General features: G+C 29.7%; 25 protein-coding genes and 1 pseudogene. All 26 read right to left on the minus strand.

The window, feature by feature from the left end:
* Positions 1–137 precede the first annotated feature (137 nt).
* On the minus strand, positions 138–926 hold the full coding sequence (locus J2Z24_RS18685) for a flagellar hook-basal body complex protein (RefSeq protein ID WP_111947816.1): 789 nt from the start codon (positions 924–926) through the stop codon (positions 138–140).
* Positions 927–954: 28 nt separating this feature from the next.
* On the minus strand, positions 955–1,755 hold the full coding sequence (locus J2Z24_RS18690; protein WP_035152098.1) for a flagellar hook-basal body complex protein: 801 nt from the start codon (positions 1,753–1,755) through the stop codon (positions 955–957).
* Positions 1,752–1,916, minus strand: a complete 165-nt coding sequence (locus J2Z24_RS18695; RefSeq protein ID WP_156950276.1) for a hypothetical protein — start codon at positions 1,914–1,916, stop codon at positions 1,752–1,754. The genes J2Z24_RS18690 and J2Z24_RS18695 overlap by 4 nt, the downstream gene beginning before the upstream one ends.
* 35 nt (positions 1,917–1,951) lie before the next feature.
* The gene (locus J2Z24_RS18700; protein ID WP_035152094.1) at positions 1,952–2,422 is read right to left on the minus strand and encodes a DUF6115 domain-containing protein; all 471 of its coding nucleotides are present in this window, start codon (positions 2,420–2,422) and stop codon (positions 1,952–1,954) included.
* Positions 2,423–2,506: 84 nt separating this feature from the next.
* Entirely contained in the window at positions 2,507–3,244 is a 738-nt protein-coding gene (locus tag J2Z24_RS18705) for a FliA/WhiG family RNA polymerase sigma factor (RefSeq protein WP_035152091.1), read from the minus strand.
* Between the two features lie 3 nt (positions 3,245–3,247).
* Positions 3,248–3,904: a flagellar brake protein gene (locus J2Z24_RS18710; protein ID WP_035152087.1), complete on the minus strand. Its 657-nt coding sequence runs from the start codon at positions 3,902–3,904 to the stop codon at positions 3,248–3,250.
* 18 nt (positions 3,905–3,922) lie between these two features.
* The gene (locus J2Z24_RS18715) at positions 3,923–4,795 is read right to left on the minus strand and encodes a MinD/ParA family protein (RefSeq protein ID WP_035152084.1); all 873 of its coding nucleotides are present in this window, start codon (positions 4,793–4,795) and stop codon (positions 3,923–3,925) included.
* Positions 4,789–5,971, minus strand: a pseudogene (gene flhF / locus J2Z24_RS18720) (flagellar biosynthesis GTPase FlhF). Before flhF ends, J2Z24_RS18715 begins: the two are co-directional and overlap by 7 nt.
* A 1-nt stretch (position 5,972) precedes the next feature.
* Entirely contained in the window at positions 5,973–8,039 is a 2,067-nt protein-coding gene (gene flhA, locus J2Z24_RS18725; protein WP_035152079.1) for a flagellar biosynthesis protein FlhA, read from the minus strand.
* Between the two features lie 30 nt (positions 8,040–8,069).
* On the minus strand, positions 8,070–9,893 hold the full coding sequence (locus J2Z24_RS18730) for a fused FliR family export protein/FlhB family type III secretion system protein (RefSeq protein ID WP_035152076.1): 1,824 nt from the start codon (positions 9,891–9,893) through the stop codon (positions 8,070–8,072).
* A gap of 41 nt (positions 9,894–9,934) precedes the next feature.
* The gene (fliQ, locus tag J2Z24_RS18735) at positions 9,935–10,204 is read right to left on the minus strand and encodes a flagellar biosynthesis protein FliQ (RefSeq protein ID WP_035152074.1); all 270 of its coding nucleotides are present in this window, start codon (positions 10,202–10,204) and stop codon (positions 9,935–9,937) included.
* Between the two features lie 9 nt (positions 10,205–10,213).
* Complete coding sequence (fliP, locus tag J2Z24_RS18740; RefSeq protein WP_035152071.1) at positions 10,214–10,996, minus strand: flagellar type III secretion system pore protein FliP; 783 nt, start codon at positions 10,994–10,996, stop codon at positions 10,214–10,216.
* 2 nt (positions 10,997–10,998) lie between these two features.
* Complete coding sequence (fliO, locus tag J2Z24_RS18745) at positions 10,999–11,352, minus strand: flagellar biosynthetic protein FliO (RefSeq protein ID WP_035152068.1); 354 nt, start codon at positions 11,350–11,352, stop codon at positions 10,999–11,001.
* Between the two features lie 33 nt (positions 11,353–11,385).
* Positions 11,386–11,904: a flagellar basal body-associated FliL family protein gene (locus J2Z24_RS18750; protein WP_035152067.1), complete on the minus strand. Its 519-nt coding sequence runs from the start codon at positions 11,902–11,904 to the stop codon at positions 11,386–11,388.
* The gene (locus J2Z24_RS18755) at positions 11,904–12,587 is read right to left on the minus strand and encodes an OmpA family protein (protein ID WP_173702753.1); all 684 of its coding nucleotides are present in this window, start codon (positions 12,585–12,587) and stop codon (positions 11,904–11,906) included. Before J2Z24_RS18755 ends, J2Z24_RS18750 begins: the two co-directional genes overlap by 1 nt.
* Before the next feature lie 45 nt (positions 12,588–12,632).
* Positions 12,633–13,463, minus strand: a complete 831-nt coding sequence (locus J2Z24_RS18760; RefSeq protein ID WP_035152061.1) for a motility protein A — start codon at positions 13,461–13,463, stop codon at positions 12,633–12,635.
* A complete protein-coding gene (locus J2Z24_RS18765) occupies positions 13,460–13,669 on the minus strand; it encodes a flagellar FlbD family protein (RefSeq protein WP_035152058.1) in 210 nt (69 codons plus the stop codon). The genes J2Z24_RS18760 and J2Z24_RS18765 overlap by 4 nt, the downstream gene beginning before the upstream one ends.
* A 159-nt stretch (positions 13,670–13,828) precedes the next feature.
* Complete coding sequence (locus J2Z24_RS18770) at positions 13,829–14,827, minus strand: flagellar hook-basal body complex protein (RefSeq protein ID WP_035152055.1); 999 nt, start codon at positions 14,825–14,827, stop codon at positions 13,829–13,831.
* Between the two features lie 87 nt (positions 14,828–14,914).
* Entirely contained in the window at positions 14,915–15,310 is a 396-nt protein-coding gene (locus tag J2Z24_RS18775; RefSeq protein WP_035152052.1) for a TIGR02530 family flagellar biosynthesis protein, read from the minus strand.
* A 21-nt stretch (positions 15,311–15,331) separates the two neighbouring features.
* Positions 15,332–15,976 carry a flagellar hook assembly protein FlgD gene (locus J2Z24_RS18780; protein WP_051593435.1) on the minus strand — a complete coding sequence of 215 codons (645 nt, stop codon included), beginning with the start codon at positions 15,974–15,976 and terminating at the stop codon, positions 15,332–15,334.
* An 11-nt stretch (positions 15,977–15,987) separates the two neighbouring features.
* The gene (locus tag J2Z24_RS18785) at positions 15,988–17,460 is read right to left on the minus strand and encodes a flagellar hook-length control protein FliK (RefSeq protein WP_035152050.1); all 1,473 of its coding nucleotides are present in this window, start codon (positions 17,458–17,460) and stop codon (positions 15,988–15,990) included.
* A gap of 4 nt (positions 17,461–17,464) precedes the next feature.
* Positions 17,465–17,902 carry a flagellar export protein FliJ gene (gene fliJ / locus J2Z24_RS18790; RefSeq protein ID WP_035152049.1) on the minus strand — a complete coding sequence of 146 codons (438 nt, stop codon included), beginning with the start codon at positions 17,900–17,902 and terminating at the stop codon, positions 17,465–17,467.
* Positions 17,903–17,940: 38 nt separating this feature from the next.
* Positions 17,941–19,263 (minus strand): flagellar protein export ATPase FliI, encoded by a 1,323-nt coding sequence (gene fliI, locus J2Z24_RS18795; RefSeq protein WP_035152047.1) that lies wholly within the window; start codon positions 19,261–19,263, stop codon positions 17,941–17,943.
* Between the two features lie 25 nt (positions 19,264–19,288).
* On the minus strand, positions 19,289–20,062 hold the full coding sequence (locus tag J2Z24_RS18800) for a FliH/SctL family protein (RefSeq protein ID WP_035152046.1): 774 nt from the start codon (positions 20,060–20,062) through the stop codon (positions 19,289–19,291).
* Positions 20,046–21,068: a flagellar motor switch protein FliG gene (gene fliG / locus J2Z24_RS18805; RefSeq protein ID WP_035152044.1), complete on the minus strand. Its 1,023-nt coding sequence runs from the start codon at positions 21,066–21,068 to the stop codon at positions 20,046–20,048. The genes J2Z24_RS18800 and fliG overlap by 17 nt, the downstream gene beginning before the upstream one ends.
* Positions 21,069–21,074: 6 nt before the next feature.
* On the minus strand, positions 21,075–22,637 hold the full coding sequence (fliF, locus tag J2Z24_RS18810) for a flagellar basal-body MS-ring/collar protein FliF (RefSeq protein WP_035152042.1): 1,563 nt from the start codon (positions 22,635–22,637) through the stop codon (positions 21,075–21,077).

Consider the following 22,637-nt stretch of genomic DNA (forward strand, 5'->3'; position numbering starts at 1 on the left):
CCATATCTATTCTATCAAAGTGAGGTGTTTTTTTTCAACGCTTAAGCTTTTCTGAACACACCTGCATAGCAGGTGGTTTTATTTATAGACAAAAATAGAGAAACATTAATTTTAAAATTAACGTTTCTCTACCTTTATCATTTACCTCTCATATTATTTACTATACTCCACATTTCATCTGCAGCCTTTACAGCCTTTGATCCAAATTCAAAGGCTCTTTGTGCCATTATCATATCTGTCATTTCTTTTGATGCATCTACATTAGATCCTTCAACATATCCTTGTACTATACCAGAATTAATAATAGTAGGATTAACTCCATTTTCAGGCATATATAAATTATCGCCAACAGATAAGAAAGAATCATCACCTATAGCACTATATACGTTAATCTTTCCTACTTCTTTACTAATAGAACCACTAGGAGAACTTTCTTTTATAAAAATAGTACCATCATCTTTAATTATAAGATTATCTTTTGTAAATTTAGGTATTTCCTCAATATCTTCTTTATATTGTATTACAAGTCTATTCCCATTCTTATCAACTAAATCTCCATTATTGTCTATGTTAAAACTTCCTGATCTTATGTATCTAGTTTCTCCCTTTGAATTTCGAACCCTAAAATACCCTTTTCCATCTATAGCTAAATCAGTACTTACACCAGTATTAATTAAACTTCCTTTATCATTATTTCTCATCCATGCTCCAGTTCTAACTCCCGTACCTGTTATTAGATTTTTATTATCTCCTTTATTTACAGGATATCCCCTTCTATCAAGTGTTTCAGTCATTAAATCCTTAAAACTTACTTCAACTTTCTTATATCCCTCTGTATTTACATTAGCCATATTTTGAGATATACAATCTAACTTATCCTGTTGTGCCATCATAGCGCTTCTTCCATTCCACAAAATTCTGAGCATTTTTGGTCATCCCCTTCTTTATCATTTACTATCTTACGCTTCCTACCTCATTAACAGCTTTACCTAATGTTTCATCAATAGTTTGTATAACTTTACTAGTGGTTTCAAAAGTTCTCATTACAGTCATCATATCCATAATTTCTCTAGCTACATTTACATTTGATTTTTCTAAATTATATTGTCTTACAGTTATATCATTATATTCCCGTGCATTGTTTCCTGAATATAAATTATCACCAACTTTTTTTAAACTTTTATAATCATTTGCAGCATTATTTCCTCTAAAATCAACTAATTGTAACTTGTAAGTTGGTCTATTATTTATAGATATATTACCATTAGAATCTGCTGTGGCTTCATCTCCTGTTAACTTTATAGGCTCTAAGGCTCCACTCTGCACATTCCTTCCCATTACATTATCTCCACTATCATTTACTAAAAAACCTTTACTATTTAAATGAAAATGACCATCTCTAGTATAATAGTTATTTGTAGCCACTCCATCATTCCTCTGAACCACAAAAAAGCCTCCTCCTTCTATTGCAAAATCAAAAGGCTTATCAGTTTTTTGTATCATTCCTTGAGTAAAGTTAGTAACTACATCATCTATTTTACTTCCTAAACTTATGGTACCTATATCCTGTCTTACGTTTTTTCCTCCTACTATTTTATCATAATTATATAATAAAACTTGATCAAACTCTTTAGCAGCCATATTATCAACTTTAAATCCCACAGTATTTACATTAGCTAAATTACTTGTTATTACATCCTGTTTTGCCTCTTGAGTAATCATACCAGATACTGCTGTATAAAGACTTCTTATCATTTGCTCACTCCCTTATCTATTATAACCTTAATTTCTTCAGGATACTTCATTCCCATAGATCGTGCCCTCTTTTCTACTTCATAATTGCTCATTTGATAATTTATCTTTGTTCCAATCATTATAAGAGTAGAAATAACTATACCTATACCCATTCCCAACAAAATTTTTTTATCACTTATGGAAAAAATAAAACTTTTTATTTTAGATATAATTCCTTTATTAATAGCACTTCCCCCTTACCAATATTTAATTTCTCTGATATTTCTTCTATATTCATTCCCTCATCTATCATGTTCTTTATTTGTTCAACTTTTACATTATTATTCCTTAGATGAGCATTTTCATCATTTGGTAAAGTATCATTATCTTCTTCTTCAAATTCATCATCTTCAACTATCTTTTTTAATTTATCTTCTTTTTCGTTTTTTTCTTCCACAATCTTAGTTTCGATATTCTTTAAAGATTCTTTAACATTCTCTATTTCTTTTTGTAAATCTAATACTGTTTCAGCCATTTCTTTTCTCAATTTACCTATTTCTAGCTGAAAATCTGTCATGTTTTTTTCTGTATTATTTAAAGCATGTCCAAAAGAACTTTTTTCTTTCTTTATGGATATAACATTCAATATTATTAAAAATAACCCAAAAGCTATTAAAAGTACTGGCATAATATTAACTCCTTATTAAAGCCTAAAATTTTTTATCTAATATACATAATTTTTAAAAAATTATATATATTAAATTTTAAAAATTTATTGATTCTCTATTTCATATTTTAATCTTTTTAATTCTTGACGAAGATGAATTAAAGCTCGGCTATGTAATTGACAAACTCTAGATTCAGAAACATTAAGTACTTTACCTATTTCTTTTAGAGTTAATCTTTCATAATAATATAGAGAGAGAACAGTTTTATCCTTTTCCTTCAGATTATCCAAAGCTTTAGATAAATACTCTAATAATTCTTTTTCTTCTAAAGACTTTTCAGGGCTTGGACTTTTTTCATCTACCACTGTTCCTATTAACGGAATATCGTCTTCTTCTGAAAATATTAAATCCTCTAAAGAAACTACAGAAATATAATTAATATAATTTTCTATTTGAGATACTTCTGCTAAAGATATTTTTAATTCTCCAGCAATTTCTTTTATATCCGGTTCTCTAAAATTCTTCTTTTGTAGTCTTTCAACAGCATCATTATATCTATTGAGTTTATCCATTGCACCTTTAGAAATAGGACTTATTTTCCTTAATTCATCTATCATAGATCCCTTAATCCTTATAGAAGCATAGGTTGAAAATTTCATACCTTTTTCTTCATCAAACTTGTTAATAGCATCCATAAGACCAAGCATACCATAGCTGACTAAATCTTCATATTCTATATATTTAGTTTTCCCCATTATAACTCTAGAAGCTATATATTTAACAAGAGGTATATACTTTTTAACAATTTGTTCCCTAACATCATAATCCATAACTATGGCCATAATTTAATCCTCCCTCGGTGCATTTTTCCTCTGTTCTCTCATTATCTGAAATAATGCCTTCATAATTTTTTCTACTGTTTTATCATCTACATCTAAAAAACATATTCCACAAATATTCTTATTTTGAATATTTTCCACTCTGATTACTTTCCCTTTAATGGTAATAACCTCATCTTTTATAGGCATAGTTGCCATTAAAATATCACCCTTATTCACTTCCTTATCCGTTGAAAGCTTCATTCCTCCAGCACTAATATCTAGTGAAAAAGCATCAAAGAAATCTACTTGATTATCCCCAATATTGTTTAAATTAATCTGTTTGTCTATTATTGCACAATATACATTTGTAACTAGTGGAACCCTTACAAAATTTCTCCTTTGAACTTTTGTAAATTTTTTTGGATGAGCAAGAAGAATCATCATAATTCTATCAATTTTTCTTCCCGTCACCACTGTATTAAATTTAAATATTCCTTTACTATTGTAATATAAGCCCTCTACCCTATCTCCTCTTCTTAATGGAAGATACACACCATCTTTAACAGGTATACTTATTCCTACCTGTCCTTCGTCTATATCTTGAATATTACTCAAATATATGCCATCATCCATTAATATCTCTATTCTATGATTAACTAAAAAGCTTACATTATCTGCCATGGAAATCAACTCCTATACTTAAAAAATACTAAATATTTTATTAAATAGTCCTTGTAACCCTATTCCTACTTCCTCCTTTAATCCTATTATTTTATTTGCTATATTCATCATTTCTCTAGATACAGTAGAATTAGGATAAGCAATTATAAAAGGTTGTTGCTTTCTAACTGCTTCTACAAGTTTTTTATCATCAGATAGATTTCCTAAATATTCTATTTTTACATTTAAAAATTTACTTACGGTATTATTGAATTTATTATAGGTTTCTATTCCTTCTTTTATATTTAAAGTCCTATTTATAATTACTTTTGCAAAGGACTTAATTTTATAATGATCTACTGCCTTTAAAAGACTGTATGCATCTGTTAAAGATGTAGGTTCTGGTGTAGTTATAATGAATAATTCTTCTGAACAATAAATAAACCCTAAAACCGTTCTAGTAATACCTGCTCCTGTATCCATAATTACAAAATCTAAATCTTCTAATTGTTCAATTTGTTTTATAAATCTAATTCTCTTCTCATCAGATATTTCTTCTACTCTAGTAAGTGCAGAACCAGCAGGAAGTAATTTTACTCCATAAGGTCCATCTATTATTACATCCTCTATCTTCATATTATTAAATATAATATCATTTATATTATATCTAGGAAGAAAACCCATAAGCACATCATCGTTGCCCATACCAACATCCGCATCAAATATTAATACTTTTTTACCTTTCATTTGAAGTGCAATAGCTAGATTAACTACAAAATTACTTTTTCCCACTCCACCTTTTCCAGAAGTAACTGTTATAATTTTAGGTTTTCTTTTTACTTCTTTATGTATTTTATTTTTTTCATCTACTTCTTTTGCTAATTTTCTTAATCCTGCCGCCTGATCTAGCATATACTATCCTCTCCTAGTATTAGATTAGCAATTTCTTCTCCAGTAATTCTTCTCAAATCATCAGGCACGTTTTGTCCTGTAGTTACAAAGCTTATGGGCCTATGAGCACTTTGAAGTATATTTAAAATAGCTCCATAGGTAGTAGTTTCATCCAACTTTGTTATTATTATATCCTAATGGTTTATAACCTTCTATTATAGTATCAATATCTTTATTTTTTGTAGTACAACTTACTACCAAATGAATGTTTTGACTATTAATTCTTTGTATAAAAGCTCTAAGTTCTGATATTTGCATAGCATTTTTTGAGCTTCTTCCAGTAGTATCCACTAATATTGTATCACATTCTTGCATACTATTTATAGCTTCTTCCATTTCTTTTATGGAAAGAACAACTTTAAAAGGTATGTTCATAATATCAGCATAGGTTCTTAATTGTTCTACTGCACCTATTCTATAAGTATCAATGGTTATAAGTCCAACTTTTTTCTTTTGAATTAATGCTAAATTTCCAGCAAGTTTTGCTATGGTAGTTGTTTTTCCTACTCCCGTTGGGCCAACTAGCACTACTATATCATCAAGCTTTGCTCTAGATATAGGAATCATTTCTTTTATTACTATTTTCGCCTTCTCAATATCATCAAGAGAGTTATTTATATTTTTAACTCTCATTAATATTCCTTTAGATGTTTTTTCATTTATATCACTATTATCCAATAAAATTTGTAGTTTACTTTTTTCTTTTGTTAAAGACAGTGAATGACTCATCATATCATTCATCATTTTCTTCATTTCTTGTATTTCTCTTACAAGATCTTCCTTACTTTTATCCGCTTTATTATTTAAATTATTTAGTTTGCTTACCTCTGTATTTATTAATTTTTTATCATCATTCACTCTATGAATTTGTTCTGATTGCTCATTACATTTCTTTTCTTCTTTTTTTTCTATAAGTTTTTTAATAAGTTCTAATCCATTTCCTTCAGCATTTTCTTTTTCCTTTTTAGAGTTATCTACTGCCGCTGTAACTTCCATAACTTTTTGTTGGAAAAACCCTAAGAATCCAGGTTTTCTAACCTTCCTTTGGCTAATAATTATTGCATCTTTACCTAGCTCATATCTAATTCTTGTCATAGCTTCATTCATGTTATTTACTATGTACTTTTTAATTATCATTTTATATTGTCACAACTCCTTCGGTTCTAATTTCTATATCATTAGGAATTTCATTTATAGACAATACATATAGATTAGGGAAAACCATTTCTGTAAGTTTTCTAAATGCTGGTCTAATCTTAGGGGAAACTAATATAACAGGTTGACTTTCATAAAAGAAAGTATTTTCTATTGTATCTCTAATAGAACTTAATATTTTACCTGTAGTATCTGGGTCAATAGCTGGGAATGATCCCTGCATAGACTTTTGAATATTATCTGCTATAGCTTCTTCTATTTGTTGGTCTAATGTAACAACAGTTATAGCTCCATTTTCATCTATTAAATTATTACAAATACTTCTTCCCAATGAAAATCTAACATATTCTGTAAGCAACTCTATATCCTTTGTATTTCTTGAGTTATCTGCAAGAGATTCCATTATGGTTACCATATCTTTTATAGATACTCTTTCTCTTAAAAGATTTTGTAATACTTTTTGAACTTCTCCTACTGTCATTAAGTCTGGTATAAGCTCTTCAACAACAGCACTATATTTTTCTTTTACAGAGTCCACAATAAGCTTAACTTCTTGTCTTCCAAGTAATTCATAAGAATGATTTTTTATAGTTTCTGTTAAATGAGTTACCATCACAGTTGTTGGATCTACTACTGTAAGTCCTTTAATTTCTACATCTTCTCTTTGATCTTTATTTATCCATATAGCTGGTAAACCAAATGCAGGTTCCATAGTTTTAATACCTTCAATATTGTATTCTCCATTAGTAGGATCCATACACAATAACATGTTTGGCATAAGTTCTCCTTTAGCTATTACCGTACCCCTTATTTTGATAACATATTCATTAGTCTTTAATTGTAAGTTATCTCTTATTCTTATAGGTTGAACTACTATGCCCATTTCAATAGCACATTGTCTTCTAACTGAAGTTATTCTCTGTAATAAGTCTCCTCCAGAACCTTCATCTGCTAATGGAATTAATCCATAACCTATCTCTACCTCCATAGGTTCTACATTTATTAAACTCATTACATTTTCTGGCTCTTTACTTTCTATTTCAGTTATCTCCATTTGTTCTTGTTCAATTTGCTCTATAACTCTTTCTTTTTCATCTTTATATAAAAAATATGCTCCTGCTCCTGTAGCAACTGATAATATGAAAAAAGGTGGCTTAGGCAATCCTGGTACTAAAAACAAGAAGAATAAAACTATTGATGCCATAGCTATTACTTTAGGAAACCCTGTTAACTGTTTTCCTATAACATCACCAAAATTGTCTTCTGATCCAGAACGAGTAACTAATATACCTGATGCTGTAGATATTAAAAGAGCCGGAATCTGACTCACTAATCCATCCCCTATAGTAAGTCTTGTATATACTTGAGCCGCTTCACTTATTTCCATATTACGCATTAAAGCTCCTATTATAATTCCTGCTAAAATATTTATAGCGGTTATAATAAGACCTGCTACTGCATCTCCCTTTACAAACTTAGAAGCACCATCCATAGCTCCATAAAAGTCTGCTTCATGTTGTAAACTTTTTCTTCTCTCTTTTGCTCCTGCTTCATCAATTAATCCAGAATTTAAATCTGCATCTATACTCATTTGTTTACCAGGCATAGCATCTAAAGTAAATCTTGCTGAAACCTCAGCAACTCTTGTAGCACCGCTGGTTATAACTATAAACTGGATTATTACTATAATTAAAAATATTATGATTCCTACTACATAATTTCCTCTAACTACAAAAGAGCCAAAGGCTTCAATAACTTTTCCTGCATCTCCTTCTCCTAGTATAAGTCTTGTAGATGAAATATTAAGACCTAATCTAAAAAGTGTAGTTACAAGTAAAAGCGTAGGAAAGGACGAAAACTGTAGTACATTTGTGGTAAACATAGTTAATAATATAACTACAACAGATATGGTTATATTAAGAGCTAGCAATATATCTAAAACTCCTGGTGAAAGAGGAATGATTATCATCATTACTATTGCTATAACTCCAAAGGCTACAACTACATCAATATTATTTTTAAAACTAACTTTTTTTCTCACATCTTCCAAAAGAAACACCTCTCAACTAGAAATTATGAACTATTTTAATTTCATTACTACTGCTAAAATCTCTGCTACCGCTTGATACATTTCTACTGGTATTTCTGAATCTAATTCTACCTCATTATATATAAGTCTTGCTAAAGGTTTATTTTCTACTATAGGTACATCACTATCTTTAGCCTTTTCCTTTATTTTAATTGCTACATAATCTGCTCCCTTTGCTACCAATCTTGGAGCCGAATCAATACCATCTTTATATCTTAAAGCTACTGCAAAATGAGTTGGATTTGTTATAACAACTGTAGCATCCGGTACACTTTGCATCATTCTTTTCATAGCCATTTCTCTTTGTTTTTGTTTTATTTTCCCTTTTATTTGAGGATCTCCTTCCATTTGCTTAAATTCTTCCTTAATTTCTTGCTTTGTCATTTTCATATCTTTTTTAAATTGTCTTTTTTGAAATATAAAATCTGCTAAAGCTATGACTACCATTATTAAAGTTATTTTAAAGAAAATACTAAAAGCAAACTTTCCAAAAGCCTCTAATAAAATATGAAATCTTAGATTGTTTAAATTAATTATAGCAGAATAATTGTCCTTTAAGAATTTAAATCCAACATATCCTACAATAGATACTAAAGAAATATCTTTTATTAATTCCACTACAGTTCTTGCTGAAAACATCTTCTTAAATCCATTTATTGGATTTAGCTTTTTTAAATCTGGCTTCAAAGGTTCTTTTGTAAATATAATTCCTGTTTGTATAAAATTAGCGAATACTCCCATTATCATTATTGGAAATACCATTGGTAATATTACCATAGCCAATCGCCATATAACTATAAGCGCCAAGTTAAACACATTTTCATAAGTTAATTCCATATTTAAAAAACTATTTAAAAAAGCTTCCATAGTATCTTTTAAAATATTTACTGCATATGAACCAAATGAAGATAACATTAAAGTTGATGCCAACAAGGTTAATGCTAAATTTACTTCTTTACTTTTAGCAACTTGTCCTTTTTTCTTTGCTTCACTTAATTTATGTGGTGTTGCCTCTTCTGTTTTATCTTCAGAAGCAAAAATAATTATAAATGGTATTGTTTTATAAATTCCCTTAAATGCTTCTGGTAATTCTGAAAAAGCATGCGCTATAATATTAATAAATATAGGTAATGCAAATAAAAAACTAGAAAGTCCTACAAGTATTTTTATAGGTAATCCTAAAATCATAACATTTAATTGAGGTACTGTTCTAGCTACAAGTCCCAAAGTTAAATCTGTTATTATAATTATCAATACAATAGGTATTGCAATTTTCAATCCAATACTAAAAAACTCTATAAATGCTGTTACTACCATTCCAGCAGTATCCTGTCCAAGTATAAACCTTCCTATATTAACTACTTTAAAACTATTTATTAATTGTAATATAAGCATGTGATGACCATCTACAATAAAAAACAATATAAGACTAACCCAATAAAGCAATCTTTCAAGTAAAGTAGCATTACTATTTGAATTTGGATCAAACATGCTCATCATTGAAAATCCTACTTGAAGATCCATTAAATTTCCTGCAAATTTTGCTGACATAAAACACAATTCTGTAATGAACCCTAAAGTTAGACCTGTAGTTACTTCACTTACACAAGCTTGTATAAAAGGAGCAATATTGTTTATATTCACCACGGAATTATATCCAATGCCAGGTATTATTATATAAGCTAGAATTAGTGTAAATCCAACTTTTAATAAAACTGGTGTTCCTTTTGGAAAAAACACTGGTGTAACAGTATAAAAAGCTATAAGTCTTAAAAAAACTAATATAAGTGCTGTAAAAAATGCTACATTTATCAAGGAAAACACCTACTTTTTATTTAATAATAAATATATAATAATCACTTTACAATATTGGCAATTAAAGCAAATATTCTTTCTGTAAAGTTTACCAATTCATGTAGCATCCAACTTCCAGCTAAAAGTCCAACTAAAGCTACTGCAACTAGCTTAGGCACAAAGGTTAAAGTTTGCTCCTGTATTTGTGTAGTTGCCTGAAATATACTTATTAATAATCCTATTAAAATAGATATTATAAGTATAGGCGATGCTACCAAAAGCCCTGTGGTTATTGCATCCTTAACTACACCTATTACCATATTTTCGCTCATTTAACCACCTCATTTAAAACTCATTATCAAAGATTTCACCAACAAATGCCATCCGTCTACCATAACAAATAATAATAATTTAAAAGGTAGTGATACCATTACTGGTGGTAACATAAACATCCCCATAGACATCAAAACACTAGCTACAACTAAATCAATTATTAAAAAAGGTATATACAATAAAAATCCTATCTGAAAAGCTGTCTTTAATTCACTTATTATAAAGGAAGGTACTACTATATATAATGGTACATTATCTTTGGTTATATTTTCTCCTGCTTTTGCCACTTCCATAAATAACTTTAAATCCTTTTGTCTAGTTTGTTTTAGCATGAACTCTCTTAAAGGTTTTGCCCCTTCTTCAATGGCCATATTCTGATCTATCTTATTTTGTAAAAAAGGTTGTATAGCATTTGTATTCAACTTATTATAAACTGGAGTCATTATAAATACAGTTAAAAATAACGCTAGCCCTATAAGCACTTGGTTAGGTGGTGATTGTTGAGTTCCCATAGCATTTCGTAAAAACCCAAAAACCACAGTAATTCTTACAAAACTTGTCATCATCACTATAAAAGAAGGTAATAATGTAAGTATAGTAAGTACTATTAGAATTTTTATATTATCTACGTAATTTTTAGGAGTTCCTGCATTATCCAAAGATATATTCACTCTTGGTATAGGCATATTAGCTGGAGCAGCATTAACTTTACTTCCTACTAATAGCACTCCACATATTAAAGCTACAGAAATTGCTGTGAAAATTACTATTGCCTTCTTATTTTTTTTCATATCTATTCTTCCTTTTTGTTTTTCATTTTTTTATAAAAATCTCTTAAATTATCATATTGAGGTATATTCTTTGAAACTTCTATTTTATAGATTTCTTCATTTTTTAATTCTGAAATAATTTCTACCTTTCCACTAGCAGAAGATATTACATATACTTTTTCCCCAATCTTCACAATAAGAAGAGAATTTTCCTTTGATAGAGGAAGCCTATCTAATATTCTCATATATTTACCTTTCTGTATATCTTGAAGTTTTTCTCCTCCATATTTAAGAGAAATATATATAAGAAATATTATAAAGGGTAAAAAGGCTATTATCTTCACTAAAGTTATAAAAAATTGTAAATTTGTTCCCATTTTTCATCTTCCTCAAATTAAAAGTTACTAAAATTATTGTACAAGTAGTTCTGTAAAATAAACATTATCGCATCTTCCATTTTCAAACATTTGATTTATCTTATTTAATATTTCTAGTTTTACATTGTCTGTACCCTTTTGTGTAAAGTCTTTAGATTTTTTTGATCTTAATACAGTATTTATAGCATCTATTAAAATTGGCTTTTTCTTTTCTAATTCTGCAGTTAATTTTTTATTTTCATAACCTAAAACAACTTTAGTTTTTAAAAATCTTTTTTCTTCTTCATCAGATAAATTAACTAAAAACTCACCCATATCAAAGGTAAGATCAGATACAGCTGGCCTGAATCCATTATTATTTAAATTTGCATTATTCATTTGTTGATTATTAATTGATGTGGCTGAATTAGCTGGAATTTGATTTTTCTTATTATTGAAGAGTAGCATATATGCAGCAAAGGCTCCTCCACCTATTATGACTACTATTAACAATATGATGATAATTAACTTTAACTTACCACCTTTTTTATTTTCTACATTGTTTTCGCTCATTATTTACCAGTCACCCTTTCCATAGAAACTATTAGTATATTAACCCTTCTATTCTTTGACTTATTCTCTGCTGTATCATTAGGATATAATGGTTTGAATTCACCATACCCTGCTGCTGTAAATCTAGCAGGATTTTGCCTTTTGGTTTCTACAAAATATCTTAACACATTAACAGCCCTAGCTGTAGATAGTTCCCAGTTAGAATCATATTTATAATTTTTGATAGGTACATTATCTGTATGTCCCTCAACTACTATTTCATTAGGAAAACTAAGTATAAGTTTATTTAATTTTTCTAATATAGGAATACTATTAGTCTTTATCTCAGCTTTTCCTACTTCAAATAATACACTATCCTTCAGTTCTATGGCTATTCCTTTAGCGTCCTTTTTCATTGTTACAGAACCATTTAATTTATTCTTTTGGACGTAATCTTTTACTTTATCATAAAGTTCATTTTCTTTTCCACCAGTAGCAGATCCCATCTTTACTGTTTCGCCTACAAGAGGTACTTCTCCATTTTTCATATTGAAATCATAAATTGTCTCTCCTGAACTTCCCTGCAAAACACTTTGAAAAGCACTTGCTACCTGTTTAAATTTCTGAGCATCTACACTTGAGAATGAGTAAAGTAATATAAAAAAGGTTAATAGCAATGTTACAGTATCTGAATAGGTAGCTATCCACTCATTTCCTGTAAGGCCTCCCCCACTATCTGACTTTTTTTCCTAGCCATTTTCTGATACCCCTCCTTCAGAAGTTGCTGTAGCTGCAAAAGTTTTCCTATCATCTGGAGATAAATATGATATTAACTTTTCTTCAACAATTCTTGGGTTTACTCCAGATTGTATAGCAAGTATTCCTTCTAACATCATTTCTCTTATAGCAGTTTCTTGTGCACTTTTGAATGATAAGTTAGATGCCATTGGATTAAATAATATATTAGCTATTAATGAACCATAGAAAGTTGTTATCAAAGCTTTTCCCATACCACTAGCAATCTGGCTTGAATCCGAAAGGTTTCCAAGCATCTGAATAAGTCCAATAAGTGTTCCTGCCATACCGAAAGCTGGTGCGTATCCTCCCCATGCTCTAAGCATATCTGCTCCATCCTTATGTCTTCTCTCCATCTCTGAAATCTCAAGTTCCATAATATCTTTTATAGTTTCTGGCTCCATTCCATCTACAACCATCTGCAATCCTTTTTTTAAAAATCCATCATTAACTTGGTTTATTTCATCTTCCAAGGAAAGTAATCCTTCTCTTCTGGCTTTTCTTGAAAGTTCTATAAACTGATTTATTATATCTATACTAGATTTTTCACTTTCTTTAAATGACTCAATTGTTATTTTTATAAGCTTTTTAAACTGATTAATTGGATAGTTAACTAGCATTGCACAAAGTGAACCACCTAATGTTATTATTACAGAAGACAAATCCCAGAAAAGTTTTAATTGTTTAAAATTATATTTCGTAATGCTTACCATTGCCATTGACCAAATCATCATACCAAAACCAAGTCCAATACCTATAGCTGTCAATACATCTCTTCTTTTCATCTCTTAGCTGCCTCCTGTACATTCATTGTAAAAATATTATTTTTATACACTAAAACTTTCTTTATTATATCGTCTATAGATTCCATCACAAGATACTTTTTCCCATTAGTTAACGTTATAAGACTTTCTGGAACTGTCTCTAATTTTTCTATATGTTCTGCATTTAATATGAATTTTTTATGATCTAGTCCCGTAACCTCTATCACAATCTCACCACCAAACAAAACTTCAATTAATAAATTTCACAGAATAAATATATTCAAATTATTTATTTATTATTGTTTATACCATGACTATCTGCCACAAAATTTAGATGTTATTATTCAAATCAAAATTAAGGGCAGATTAGTTCATGGATTAGAAAACTATCTCTTTAAATTAACTAGCTCTTGAAGTATTTCATCTCCAGTAGTTATTATTTTTCCATTAGCCTGAAAGGCTCTACTTGCTACTATCATTTCAGTAAATTGTTCTGCTAAATCAACTCTAGACATTTCTAACATTCCTTGATTAATATCTCCATAGCCCTTCTCATTAGTTTCTCCTTCTGCTTTTCCTACACCATCTCTAAACACTGCCTCACCTGAGTTTGATGATCTAGAATAAAGGTTCTTACCATCCTTTGAAAGTCCTGCTGGATTTTTAAAAGATGCCATTGCTATTTGTCCTAATGCAACCACCTTATTATTAGCTAAAGTTGCCTTTATAACACCATTTTTGTCTACTGAAAAGTCCTTTATTCTAACTGCTTCTGTATCTGTTCCTACCTTATCTGGTATTATAAGTGGAATCAACTCATCTGTTGCTACTGGACTTTGAGTATTTACATCTGGTGGAACGGTATCAATAGTAGGTTTTCCATCTTCATATGTTATGTCTGTTCCTTCTATTTTGTATCCCATAACCCTTAGTCCATCAGAAGTAAGTAATTGACCATATTCATCTACAGTAAAAGATCCATCTCTTGTAAAATTAAAGGATAATCCCTTTGTATCCTCCCCTAAAACATTATCTGTTATCTCTACACCCTCTTCTCCAACTGGACCTTTACCAACTACAAAATATCCTGCTCCATCCACAGCAAAGTCTAAATTTCTACTAGTAGGCTGCATATTACCTTGAACTACTATAGTGTCAATTCCTGCTACCTGAGTTCCTAAACCTATTTGACTTGGATTGGTACCACCTGTATTTGTTCCAGCTCCAGTAGCTTGTCTCATATTTTGGCTTAACATATCTTGAAATCTAATTCTCTGAGTTTTAAAAGCCGTAGTTCCTACATTTGCTATGTTGTTTCCAATAACATCTAATTTTACCTGATTTGCCTGAAGCCCACTAATTCCTGAGTACATTGACCTTAACATATATAAAACCTCCAATTAATCCTTTTAAATTTCTGTTTTGCTTCAATCCTTCCACAAAACTAGGCCTCCTAATCTTTTAGGTCCTGCCTATAAAATTACTAATCCATCAATATTAGTAATTATGTTACCTTCACTATCATTTTTATTTAATGCAGTTATAATAGTTCTATTTTTCATGCTGGTTATTAATGCAATATCCTTGTATAGTATTACACCTTCTTTACAGCCTTTTTCTTCAGCCCTATTTATAGCTGTGTTAATCTTTTTCATATCAATTTCATCAAATGTTATATTTCTTTCTTTTAATCTTTCTAATGCATGATTTGATATAACAAAGCTTTCATTTTTATTTATTTCTTTCTTTAATATATTACTAAAATCTGAAGTATCCCTGCTTTTATTAACTTTATTATTGTTTAAGTTATAATGGCTGTGAAGATCTTCAAAGAACTGTACCTTTCCATTAATAACTCTATATCCCATGGCTATTTAATCCTACTTTCTCTATACCTGAATATTATTATCTACTTTTTTATCGTTGTCAGTTCTATCTTTATTAACGTCTGTTTCTTTTTGTGAATCTTTTTCCTCTGCTGGAGGTTGTGTAATATTTTCTTCAGAATTTACAAGCTCAATGACATCTTCCATCCTAAACTTTTTAATAATAGGAACCATATTTCCATCCTCATCCTTTTCTTGTCCAACTGCTACGTTAAGTGTTATTGCCTCACTATCTTTAGAAACTCCTGTAACTTTACCCACATATAAATTACCATTTTCATTTACTCTATTTAACATTACAGACTTGCCTATTAAAGATGATGCACCTACAAACCTAATATTAGTATTTAAATTTGCCATCTGCTCTAGTCCTGCAAATTGAGCCATTTGAGATACAAACTCAGTACCATCCTTAGCATTAGTTGGATCTTGATGTGAAAGCTCTGCGGATAATATTCTTAAAAATGCATTTTTATCCATGCCTTCTCCTGGCTGAACAATCCTAGTTCCTCTAGCTGTAGCACTAGCACTACCAACTTTTTTATTAATACTGTTCTTATCATTAGTGTTTTTATTATTAGTATTTTTATTACTACTATTTGTATCAGTAACTTTTGGTGTATTAGTTATACTCATATCACCTGCCATATTTCTACCTCCTAAGCAAAAATATTTAAATTATTTAAATCATCACTTAAATTTTCTGCATCTCCTATTTCATTTAATGATTCTATCTTTGTCTCTTTATTTCTTCTATTATCATTGTTACTGCTTTCTTTTCCCTTTCCCTCTTTATCTTTAAAGAAGGTAGTATCTTCATATAAATTAAGTGTGAAATTTTGAATTTTTATATCATTATTTTGTAATTTATTTGTTATGTCACTAATGTTAGCATTTAACAAATTAAATGCTTCTTTGTTATTCGCTGTAATATTAGCTTTCATTTTTCCGCTTTCCATTGTTATATTTATAACTAGTTCTCCTAATTCTTTAGGATTTATTTTTACTGTTAAATTTTTCATATTATTTACTTCCATATACTTAACAGCTTTCACAACATCAGCTCCAACAGTCTGTTTGTTTATCATAACCTCTTCTATTGATGGTACCTGACTTTGTTGAACATTATTTAAACTATTAAATTGATTTATAAAATTCACTGCTTTAGTAAACTTATCATTTTTATCTTGTCCACTAATGCTTTTCAAAATATTCTCTTGTTGAAAATTGCTTTTATCTTTACTAAATTGTGAATTTTCCCCTGCTTCTTTGTTATTCTTATTAGAAGATAATCTTCTTAAAACATTAGTAACTTCCTCTTTTGTATGAAGAACCTTTTTATCTTCTCCTTGCTCTGATTGTAAATCATTTTCTTCTTTTAAAGAATTGAGTATTTCTTTTTTTATAATACTCATTATATTATTTACAGGAGAATTATTATTTTCTTTTAGTGTTTCATTAAATAAGTTTCCTATTTTCTCTTCTAAAGAAGCTGCTAATTGCTTAATTAAAGGTAATTCTTTATTATCTTTAACTACTTTATCTAAATAAGAATGAATTTCCTTTTTTACGTTTAAAATTAGGTCATTATTTTGTAAATTTATATTTTTATCCTTAGAACATAGGTCATTTATAGCGTTTGATACTACATTACTAATGCCTTGTCTTAAATCTTTTAATTCTATAGCATTATTGTTCATATTCATTAATTGCTGAATTAATAAAATTAACTCATTGATATTCAGTTTACTTAAGTCAATGTTATTTTCAGTTAATAGTGTTAATAGCTCATTTCCTTCTTTTAAATCTACTTCAGCTATTTTATCTTCAGATACACCTGCCTTTGTTAACAGTGACTTAACCTTCTCTGAATCTTTAATGGTTTTATCAACTTCACTTTTCTCATTACCATTAGTAGAAGATTCATTAGTTATTTTTTGTAACTTGCTATCATCTTTTGCAACTTTTTCTTGTCCATTTAATTTACAAATATCTTTATCATCCTTTGAAGAAACATTTTTTAAAGTTTTTGTAAAGTCATCTCCAGCAACTTCTTTAAAAACTTTTCTTTTTTCTGTAACTTTTTCTTTACAAGTTATATTGTTCATTAATGATAATACACTGTTTTCCATTTTTTCACCTCCTTTCTCTATTTCTTAAAAATCCATATAATGCAAATTCATCATTAGCTCTTTGTTCTATTAAATTCTGCTCTTTAATAAAATTTTTCAAAGACTTGTCCTTTAAAGTTTGAACCGTTTTTCTATTTACCTGTTTTTGTGTTAAATCCACTCTTACTTCTTCAACTATTTTTTCTTTATCTTTTAAATCTAACGCAGTTATCTCTATAGATGAATTTAATGCTATAAGATATTGCTGCTTAATTTTTCTATCAATTATAGAATCCCTTGATCCTATATTATTGTATTTCTTATAATTATTCTTTAATAAATCCAGCTTATTTTCCACTTCTTCTTTTACTGCTTGAGCTTTTTGAAACTTCCTTTTGCATTCTTCTTCTTCATCTATTCTTATATCTAAAAGCTTCTGTAATCTAAATTTATATCCTTTCATATAATCACCTCTAATTTTTAAAATAGACGTAACTTACTTTAACTAGATATATACTCTTTAAAAATATTTTCAAGACAATTTACTGTTTCCGTAAAATTACTATGTTCATCTACTCCTTGTTTTAAGAAAGAGTTTATTGCATCAATATATTGTATTGATAAATCTACTTTTTTATTGCTTCCTTTAACATAAGCTCCTATATTTATAAGATCCTCTGAATCCTTATATGTGGCAATTAAATCTCTAGCAAAAGAGGCTATTAATTTATGATTCTTATCAGCTATTTCAGACATAAGCCTGCTTATACTACTTAATATATCTATGGCAGGATAATGATTTTTAGCAGCTAAATCACGGGAAAGCACTATATGTCCATCTAATATACCTCTAACTGCATCTGCTATAGGTTCGTTAAAATCATCTCCATCTACTAGCACTGTGTAAAACGCAGTAATGGAACCTTTGTCTGACATACCTGCTCTTTCCATAAGCCTTGGAAGCATTGCAAATACAGAAGGTGTATATCCTTTTGTAGCTGGTGGTTCTCCTATAGCAAGTCCTACTTCTCTTTGAGCCATAGCAAATCTAGTTACAGAATCCATCATTAATATTACTTTTTTACCTTTATCTCTGAAATATTCTGCTATAGCTGTAGCTGTAAAAGCTCCCTTTAACCTTACAAGGGCTGGTTTATCTGATGTAGCACAAACAACTATACTTTTTTTCATCCCCTCTTCTCCTAGATCTTTTTCTATAAAATCTAGAACTTCTCTTCCTCTTTCTCCAATCAGACATATTACATTTACATCTGCTTCTGCATATTTTGCAATCATTCCTAAAGTAGTACTCTTTCCTACACCACTTCCTGCAAAAATTCCTATTCTTTGTCCTTCTCCGCAGGTTAAAAATCCATCTATTGCTCTTATTCCTGTAGATATAACATCTTTAATTCTTCTTCTTTTTAGCGGATCTGGTGGTTCCTTATCTAATGGATATTGAATACCACTTCTTAGTTCTTCTTCATTAAGAGGCTTTCCAAGACCATCTAATATTTTCCCAAAAAGATCTTCAGAACATATAGCACTTAAAGGTTTCCCCTGTGGAACTACTCTGCATCCGGGAGATATACCAATTAATTCTCCTAAAGGCATAAGTATTATATTATCTTCTTTAAAACCAACTACCTCACAAGTTATAGGATCATTCTTTTCATTATATATAATGCAAACTTCTCCTATAAAAGCTTTTATCCCTTCAACTTCTATTGTCAATCCTATAACCTTCTTCACAATTCCTTCTTTATAGTAAAAGTTACATTCTTTTATTTTTTTATTTATATTTTTAAAGTCTATAAAATCCATTGCAACACCCCTATAATATTAAGAACTATGAATTAATAATTTCCTTTATTTTTTCTAGAGCTGATTCCTTACTAATTACAATTTTCCCATTGTCTTTCTCTATAATAACTTTTCCCTCTTCTAAAGAATCATCTACAATTAAAAATATATCTCCCTTAAATGCATTCTGTATCTTCCACAAGTCTATAGTTTTATTTAGTTCTTCTTCATAAATGCTCTTACACTTCACTATTACAGTTTTAGAATTTTTAACATTTTCTAATGTTTCCATAATTGCAGAGTTTAAAGCGTCTTTATCTTTAATTTCCCTTTTAAATACACACTGTACTATATTTTCTATAAGAAATCTTATTTCTTCTTTCTTATCATTTAAATATTGAATGTATTCCTCTTTTGCACTTTTTATCATATTTTCAGATATTTGTTGAGCCTCTTTTATTATATTTTCTCTCTCTTCTCTTACTTTAGTTATATTTTTTTCATAAGCTTCTTCATAGGCTTCTTTGTATCCTTTTTCGCTTCCTTCTTTATAACCTTTTTCATAAGCTGTAGGATACGCTTCTCCTTCTATTTTCTCTGCTTCTTCATAAGCCTTAGAAATAATACTTTCACCTTGTCTTCTAGCCTTTTCAAGCATAGTTTTTGCTAGATTTTCATAACTTTCTATAAATTCCTTGGCATTTACTTCTTTTAAAACTTCTACTTCTTCCTCAGCAGGTGGAACATATTGAGTCACTATCTGTTTTTTGCCATTATTAACTACACTGGTGTTTTTAATAACCTTATACAATGATTGCATCCTCTCCACCTCTTGATATTACTATTTCTCCAGCTTCGTCAAGTCTTCTTATTATGCTAACAATCCTTTGCTGTGCTTTTTCAACATCCATGATTCTTACAGGTCCTAAGAATTCCATATCTTCTTTCAATGAAGCTGCTGCTCTCTTAGATTGATTTCTAAATATAACATTGGCAACTTCTTCTGAAGACCCCTTCAATGCAAGGGCTAACTCCTTTGTCTCCACTTCTCTTAGTATTCTCTGAATTGATACATCGTCTAAAGTTATAACATCTTCGAATACAAACATGGACTCTTTTACCTTTTCTGCTAATTCTGGATTTTCTCTTTCCAATGACTCTGTGATATTCTTTTCTGTAGTTCTGTCTACTTGATTTAGGATATCAACAATAGTAGGAAGTCCTCCAATTGCTTTAGCATCTGTTCTTACAATAGATGATAACTTACTGTCTAATACCCTTTCTATCTCTTTTACTACCATAGGTGATGTAGTACTCATAGTTGCTATTCTATAAGCTACATCTCCCTGCATGTCCTCAGGTAATGATGATAAAATCTGACCAGCTTTATCTGGCTGTAGATAACATAATACAAGGGCAACAGTTTGAGGATGCTCGTTGGATATTATATTTAAAAGTTGACTAGCATCTGCCTTTCTAGCAATTGCAAAAGGTCTAAATTGTTGTGTAGCTTCAGTAACTTTATCTAATATTTCCATAGCTCTCTGACTTCCCAGCGCCTTTGCTAGAAGGGTTTTGGCATATTCTAATCCCCCTTCTACCAAATAATCTTTAGCCTTATTCATTTGTATAAATTCTTCAAAAATCTTTTGTTTTTGTTCTGATTTAACAGCAGTAATATTTGCTATTTCATAAGTTATCTTTTGAATTTCTCCCTCAGGTAATTTTTTGATTATACCAGAAGATGCCTCTGGACCTAGAGTTATAAATAGTATAGCTGCCTTTTGAACTCCTGTTAATTTTTCATCTTCTCTACCTTTAGTCATATACTATCACCTCTCATCCTCTGCCAACCATGACTTAATGATTTCTGCAACTTGATCTGGCTTATCAGATGCATATTTTCTTATTTCTTTTTCAACATGGCTCTTTTCATCTTCTACGTCTAATTCAATTGGTTTGAATTTAGGCTTTTCTTCTACTGGCACTTCATCATCAATAACTACATCTATTCCTTGCGGTTCAAGCTCATCTAACTCTTCATTTCTCTTCTTTCTCTTTATTAAGAAAATTATTAAAGCTATTAAAGCTATTGCTACTGCTGCACCTATAATTGTGTATAATTTATTACGTTTTAATCTTTCTTCTTCTTTCTTCATTTCTTCTAAGTCTTTATTTATCTTATCCTGATTTGAAGTATCAAATGTAAGTCCCTCTACACTTATAGTATCTCCTCTTCGTTGATCAAACCCTACTGCTGATGACACTGCATTTGTAACAGAACTTCTTGTTGCATTATCTAAAGTTCCATCTAAAATTACTGATACAGTAAGTCTTTCTACATCACCTGGTGCTTTTATAGTCTTATCCTCACTTTTAGATATCTCATAATTTTTGGTATTTTCCTCATGAGTAGTTGTACTGCCATCTGCATTAGCTCCTATCCTATTTCCCATGGCATCATCTACAGGACTACCACTAGCTCCATTGGCTCCATCTTTTGTTGTATCTTTAACACTTTTTTCACTTACTACAACATTTTTAGGATCATATATAACATTAGATTTCTCTATTGCATCAAAATTTAAATCTGCATTTACTTTAACCTTTACTTTATCTTTTCCATATACAGCTTGCAACATATTTAATACTTTATTTTCTAAATTCTTTTCATATTCCTTCTTTAAGGCTTGTTGCTTTTCTGCTGCTCCAGTCATATCCATTTTATCTTTATCAAATAAGTCCTTAGTAAGATCTCCATTTGTGTCATTTACTTCTACATTTTCCTTTGGAAGATTTTTTACACTGCCTGATACTAAAGTAACTATTGCTTTAACTTGTTCTTCTGTAAGTTTTTTATAAGGCTTTAATTTTAAAGTAATAGAAGCTTTAGCTGGAGTAGTATCTTTAACAAAAGCACTATCCTCCGGTAAAACTAAATGTACTCTTACATTATCTATTTCAGGAAAACCTTTTATTGTTCTTTCTAACTCTCCTTGTAAAGCTCTTTGATAATTTATTTTCATCTCAGCATCAGTAGCTCCAAATTTACTTTTATCTAAAAGTTCAAACCCCTGACTTCCATTTGTCATTGGTACTTCCGATAATATTTCCATTCTTAAACTATCAACTTTTTCTTTAGGTACTAGTATTGCATTTCCATCAACTTTAAAACTTTCTTTCTTCTCTTTTAATTTATTATATACAGCGCCCATATCATTCTTATCTATATTTGAAAAAAGCACTCCATATTTAGTACTGCCTAAAGATATACCTAAATATATAAACGCTCCTAAAATGCCTGCTAAAATGGCACCGTAAGCTATCTTCTTTTTTTTACTCAATCCTTTTATTTTTTCTTTCACCGTGTTCATCCATTGGGATAGCTTGTTCAT

Source organism: Clostridium tetanomorphum, assembly GCF_017873215.1.
In the GTDB taxonomy this organism is placed as follows: domain Bacteria; phylum Bacillota; class Clostridia; order Clostridiales; family Clostridiaceae; genus Clostridium_AO; species Clostridium_AO tetanomorphum.

Bases quoted from the DNA above. Each gene is read 5' to 3' on its own strand.
- J2Z24_RS18710 (WP_035152087.1), bottom strand. From the start codon at position 3,904: ATGGCAGATAATGTAAGCTTTTTAGTTAATCATAGAATAGAGATATTA.
- fliO (WP_035152068.1), bottom strand. From the start codon at position 11,352: ATGGGAACAAATTTACAATTTTTTATAACTTTAGTGAAGATAATAGCC.
- fliG (WP_035152044.1), bottom strand. From the start codon at position 21,068: ATGACTAAAGGTAGAGAAGATGAAAAATTAACAGGAGTTCAAAAGGCA.
- J2Z24_RS18800 (WP_035152046.1), bottom strand. From the start codon at position 20,062: ATGCAATCATTGTATAAGGTTATTAAAAACACCAGTGTAGTTAATAAT.
- J2Z24_RS18690 (WP_035152098.1), bottom strand. From the start codon at position 1,755: ATGATAAGAAGTCTTTATACAGCAGTATCTGGTATGATTACTCAAGAG.
- J2Z24_RS18780 (WP_051593435.1), bottom strand. From the start codon at position 15,976: ATGGCAGGTGATATGAGTATAACTAATACACCAAAAGTTACTGATACA.
- J2Z24_RS18715 (WP_035152084.1), bottom strand. From the start codon at position 4,795: ATGCTAGATCAGGCGGCAGGATTAAGAAAATTAGCAAAAGAAGTAGAT.
- fliQ (WP_035152074.1), bottom strand. From the start codon at position 10,204: ATGAGCGAAAATATGGTAATAGGTGTAGTTAAGGATGCAATAACCACA.
- J2Z24_RS18785 (WP_035152050.1), bottom strand. From the start codon at position 17,460: ATGGAAAACAGTGTATTATCATTAATGAACAATATAACTTGTAAAGAA.
- J2Z24_RS18700 (WP_035152094.1), bottom strand. From the start codon at position 2,422: ATGCCAGTACTTTTAATAGCTTTTGGGTTATTTTTAATAATATTGAAT.
- fliP (WP_035152071.1), bottom strand. From the start codon at position 10,996: ATGAAAAAAAATAAGAAGGCAATAGTAATTTTCACAGCAATTTCTGTA.
- J2Z24_RS18750 (WP_035152067.1), bottom strand. From the start codon at position 11,904: ATGAGCGAAAACAATGTAGAAAATAAAAAAGGTGGTAAGTTAAAGTTA.
- J2Z24_RS18705 (WP_035152091.1), bottom strand. From the start codon at position 3,244: ATGGCCATAGTTATGGATTATGATGTTAGGGAACAAATTGTTAAAAAG.
- fliF (WP_035152042.1), bottom strand. From the start codon at position 22,637: ATGAACAAGCTATCCCAATGGATGAACACGGTGAAAGAAAAAATAAAA.
- fliI (WP_035152047.1), bottom strand. From the start codon at position 19,263: ATGGATTTTATAGACTTTAAAAATATAAATAAAAAAATAAAAGAATGT.
- fliJ (WP_035152049.1), bottom strand. From the start codon at position 17,902: ATGAAAGGATATAAATTTAGATTACAGAAGCTTTTAGATATAAGAATA.
- J2Z24_RS18775 (WP_035152052.1), bottom strand. From the start codon at position 15,310: ATGGGATATAGAGTTATTAATGGAAAGGTACAGTTCTTTGAAGATCTT.
- J2Z24_RS18770 (WP_035152055.1), bottom strand. From the start codon at position 14,827: ATGTTAAGGTCAATGTACTCAGGAATTAGTGGGCTTCAGGCAAATCAG.
- J2Z24_RS18760 (WP_035152061.1), bottom strand. From the start codon at position 13,463: ATGAAAAGAAGAGATGTATTGACAGCTATAGGTATTGGACTTGGTTTT.
- J2Z24_RS18685 (WP_111947816.1), bottom strand. From the start codon at position 926: ATGCTCAGAATTTTGTGGAATGGAAGAAGCGCTATGATGGCACAACAG.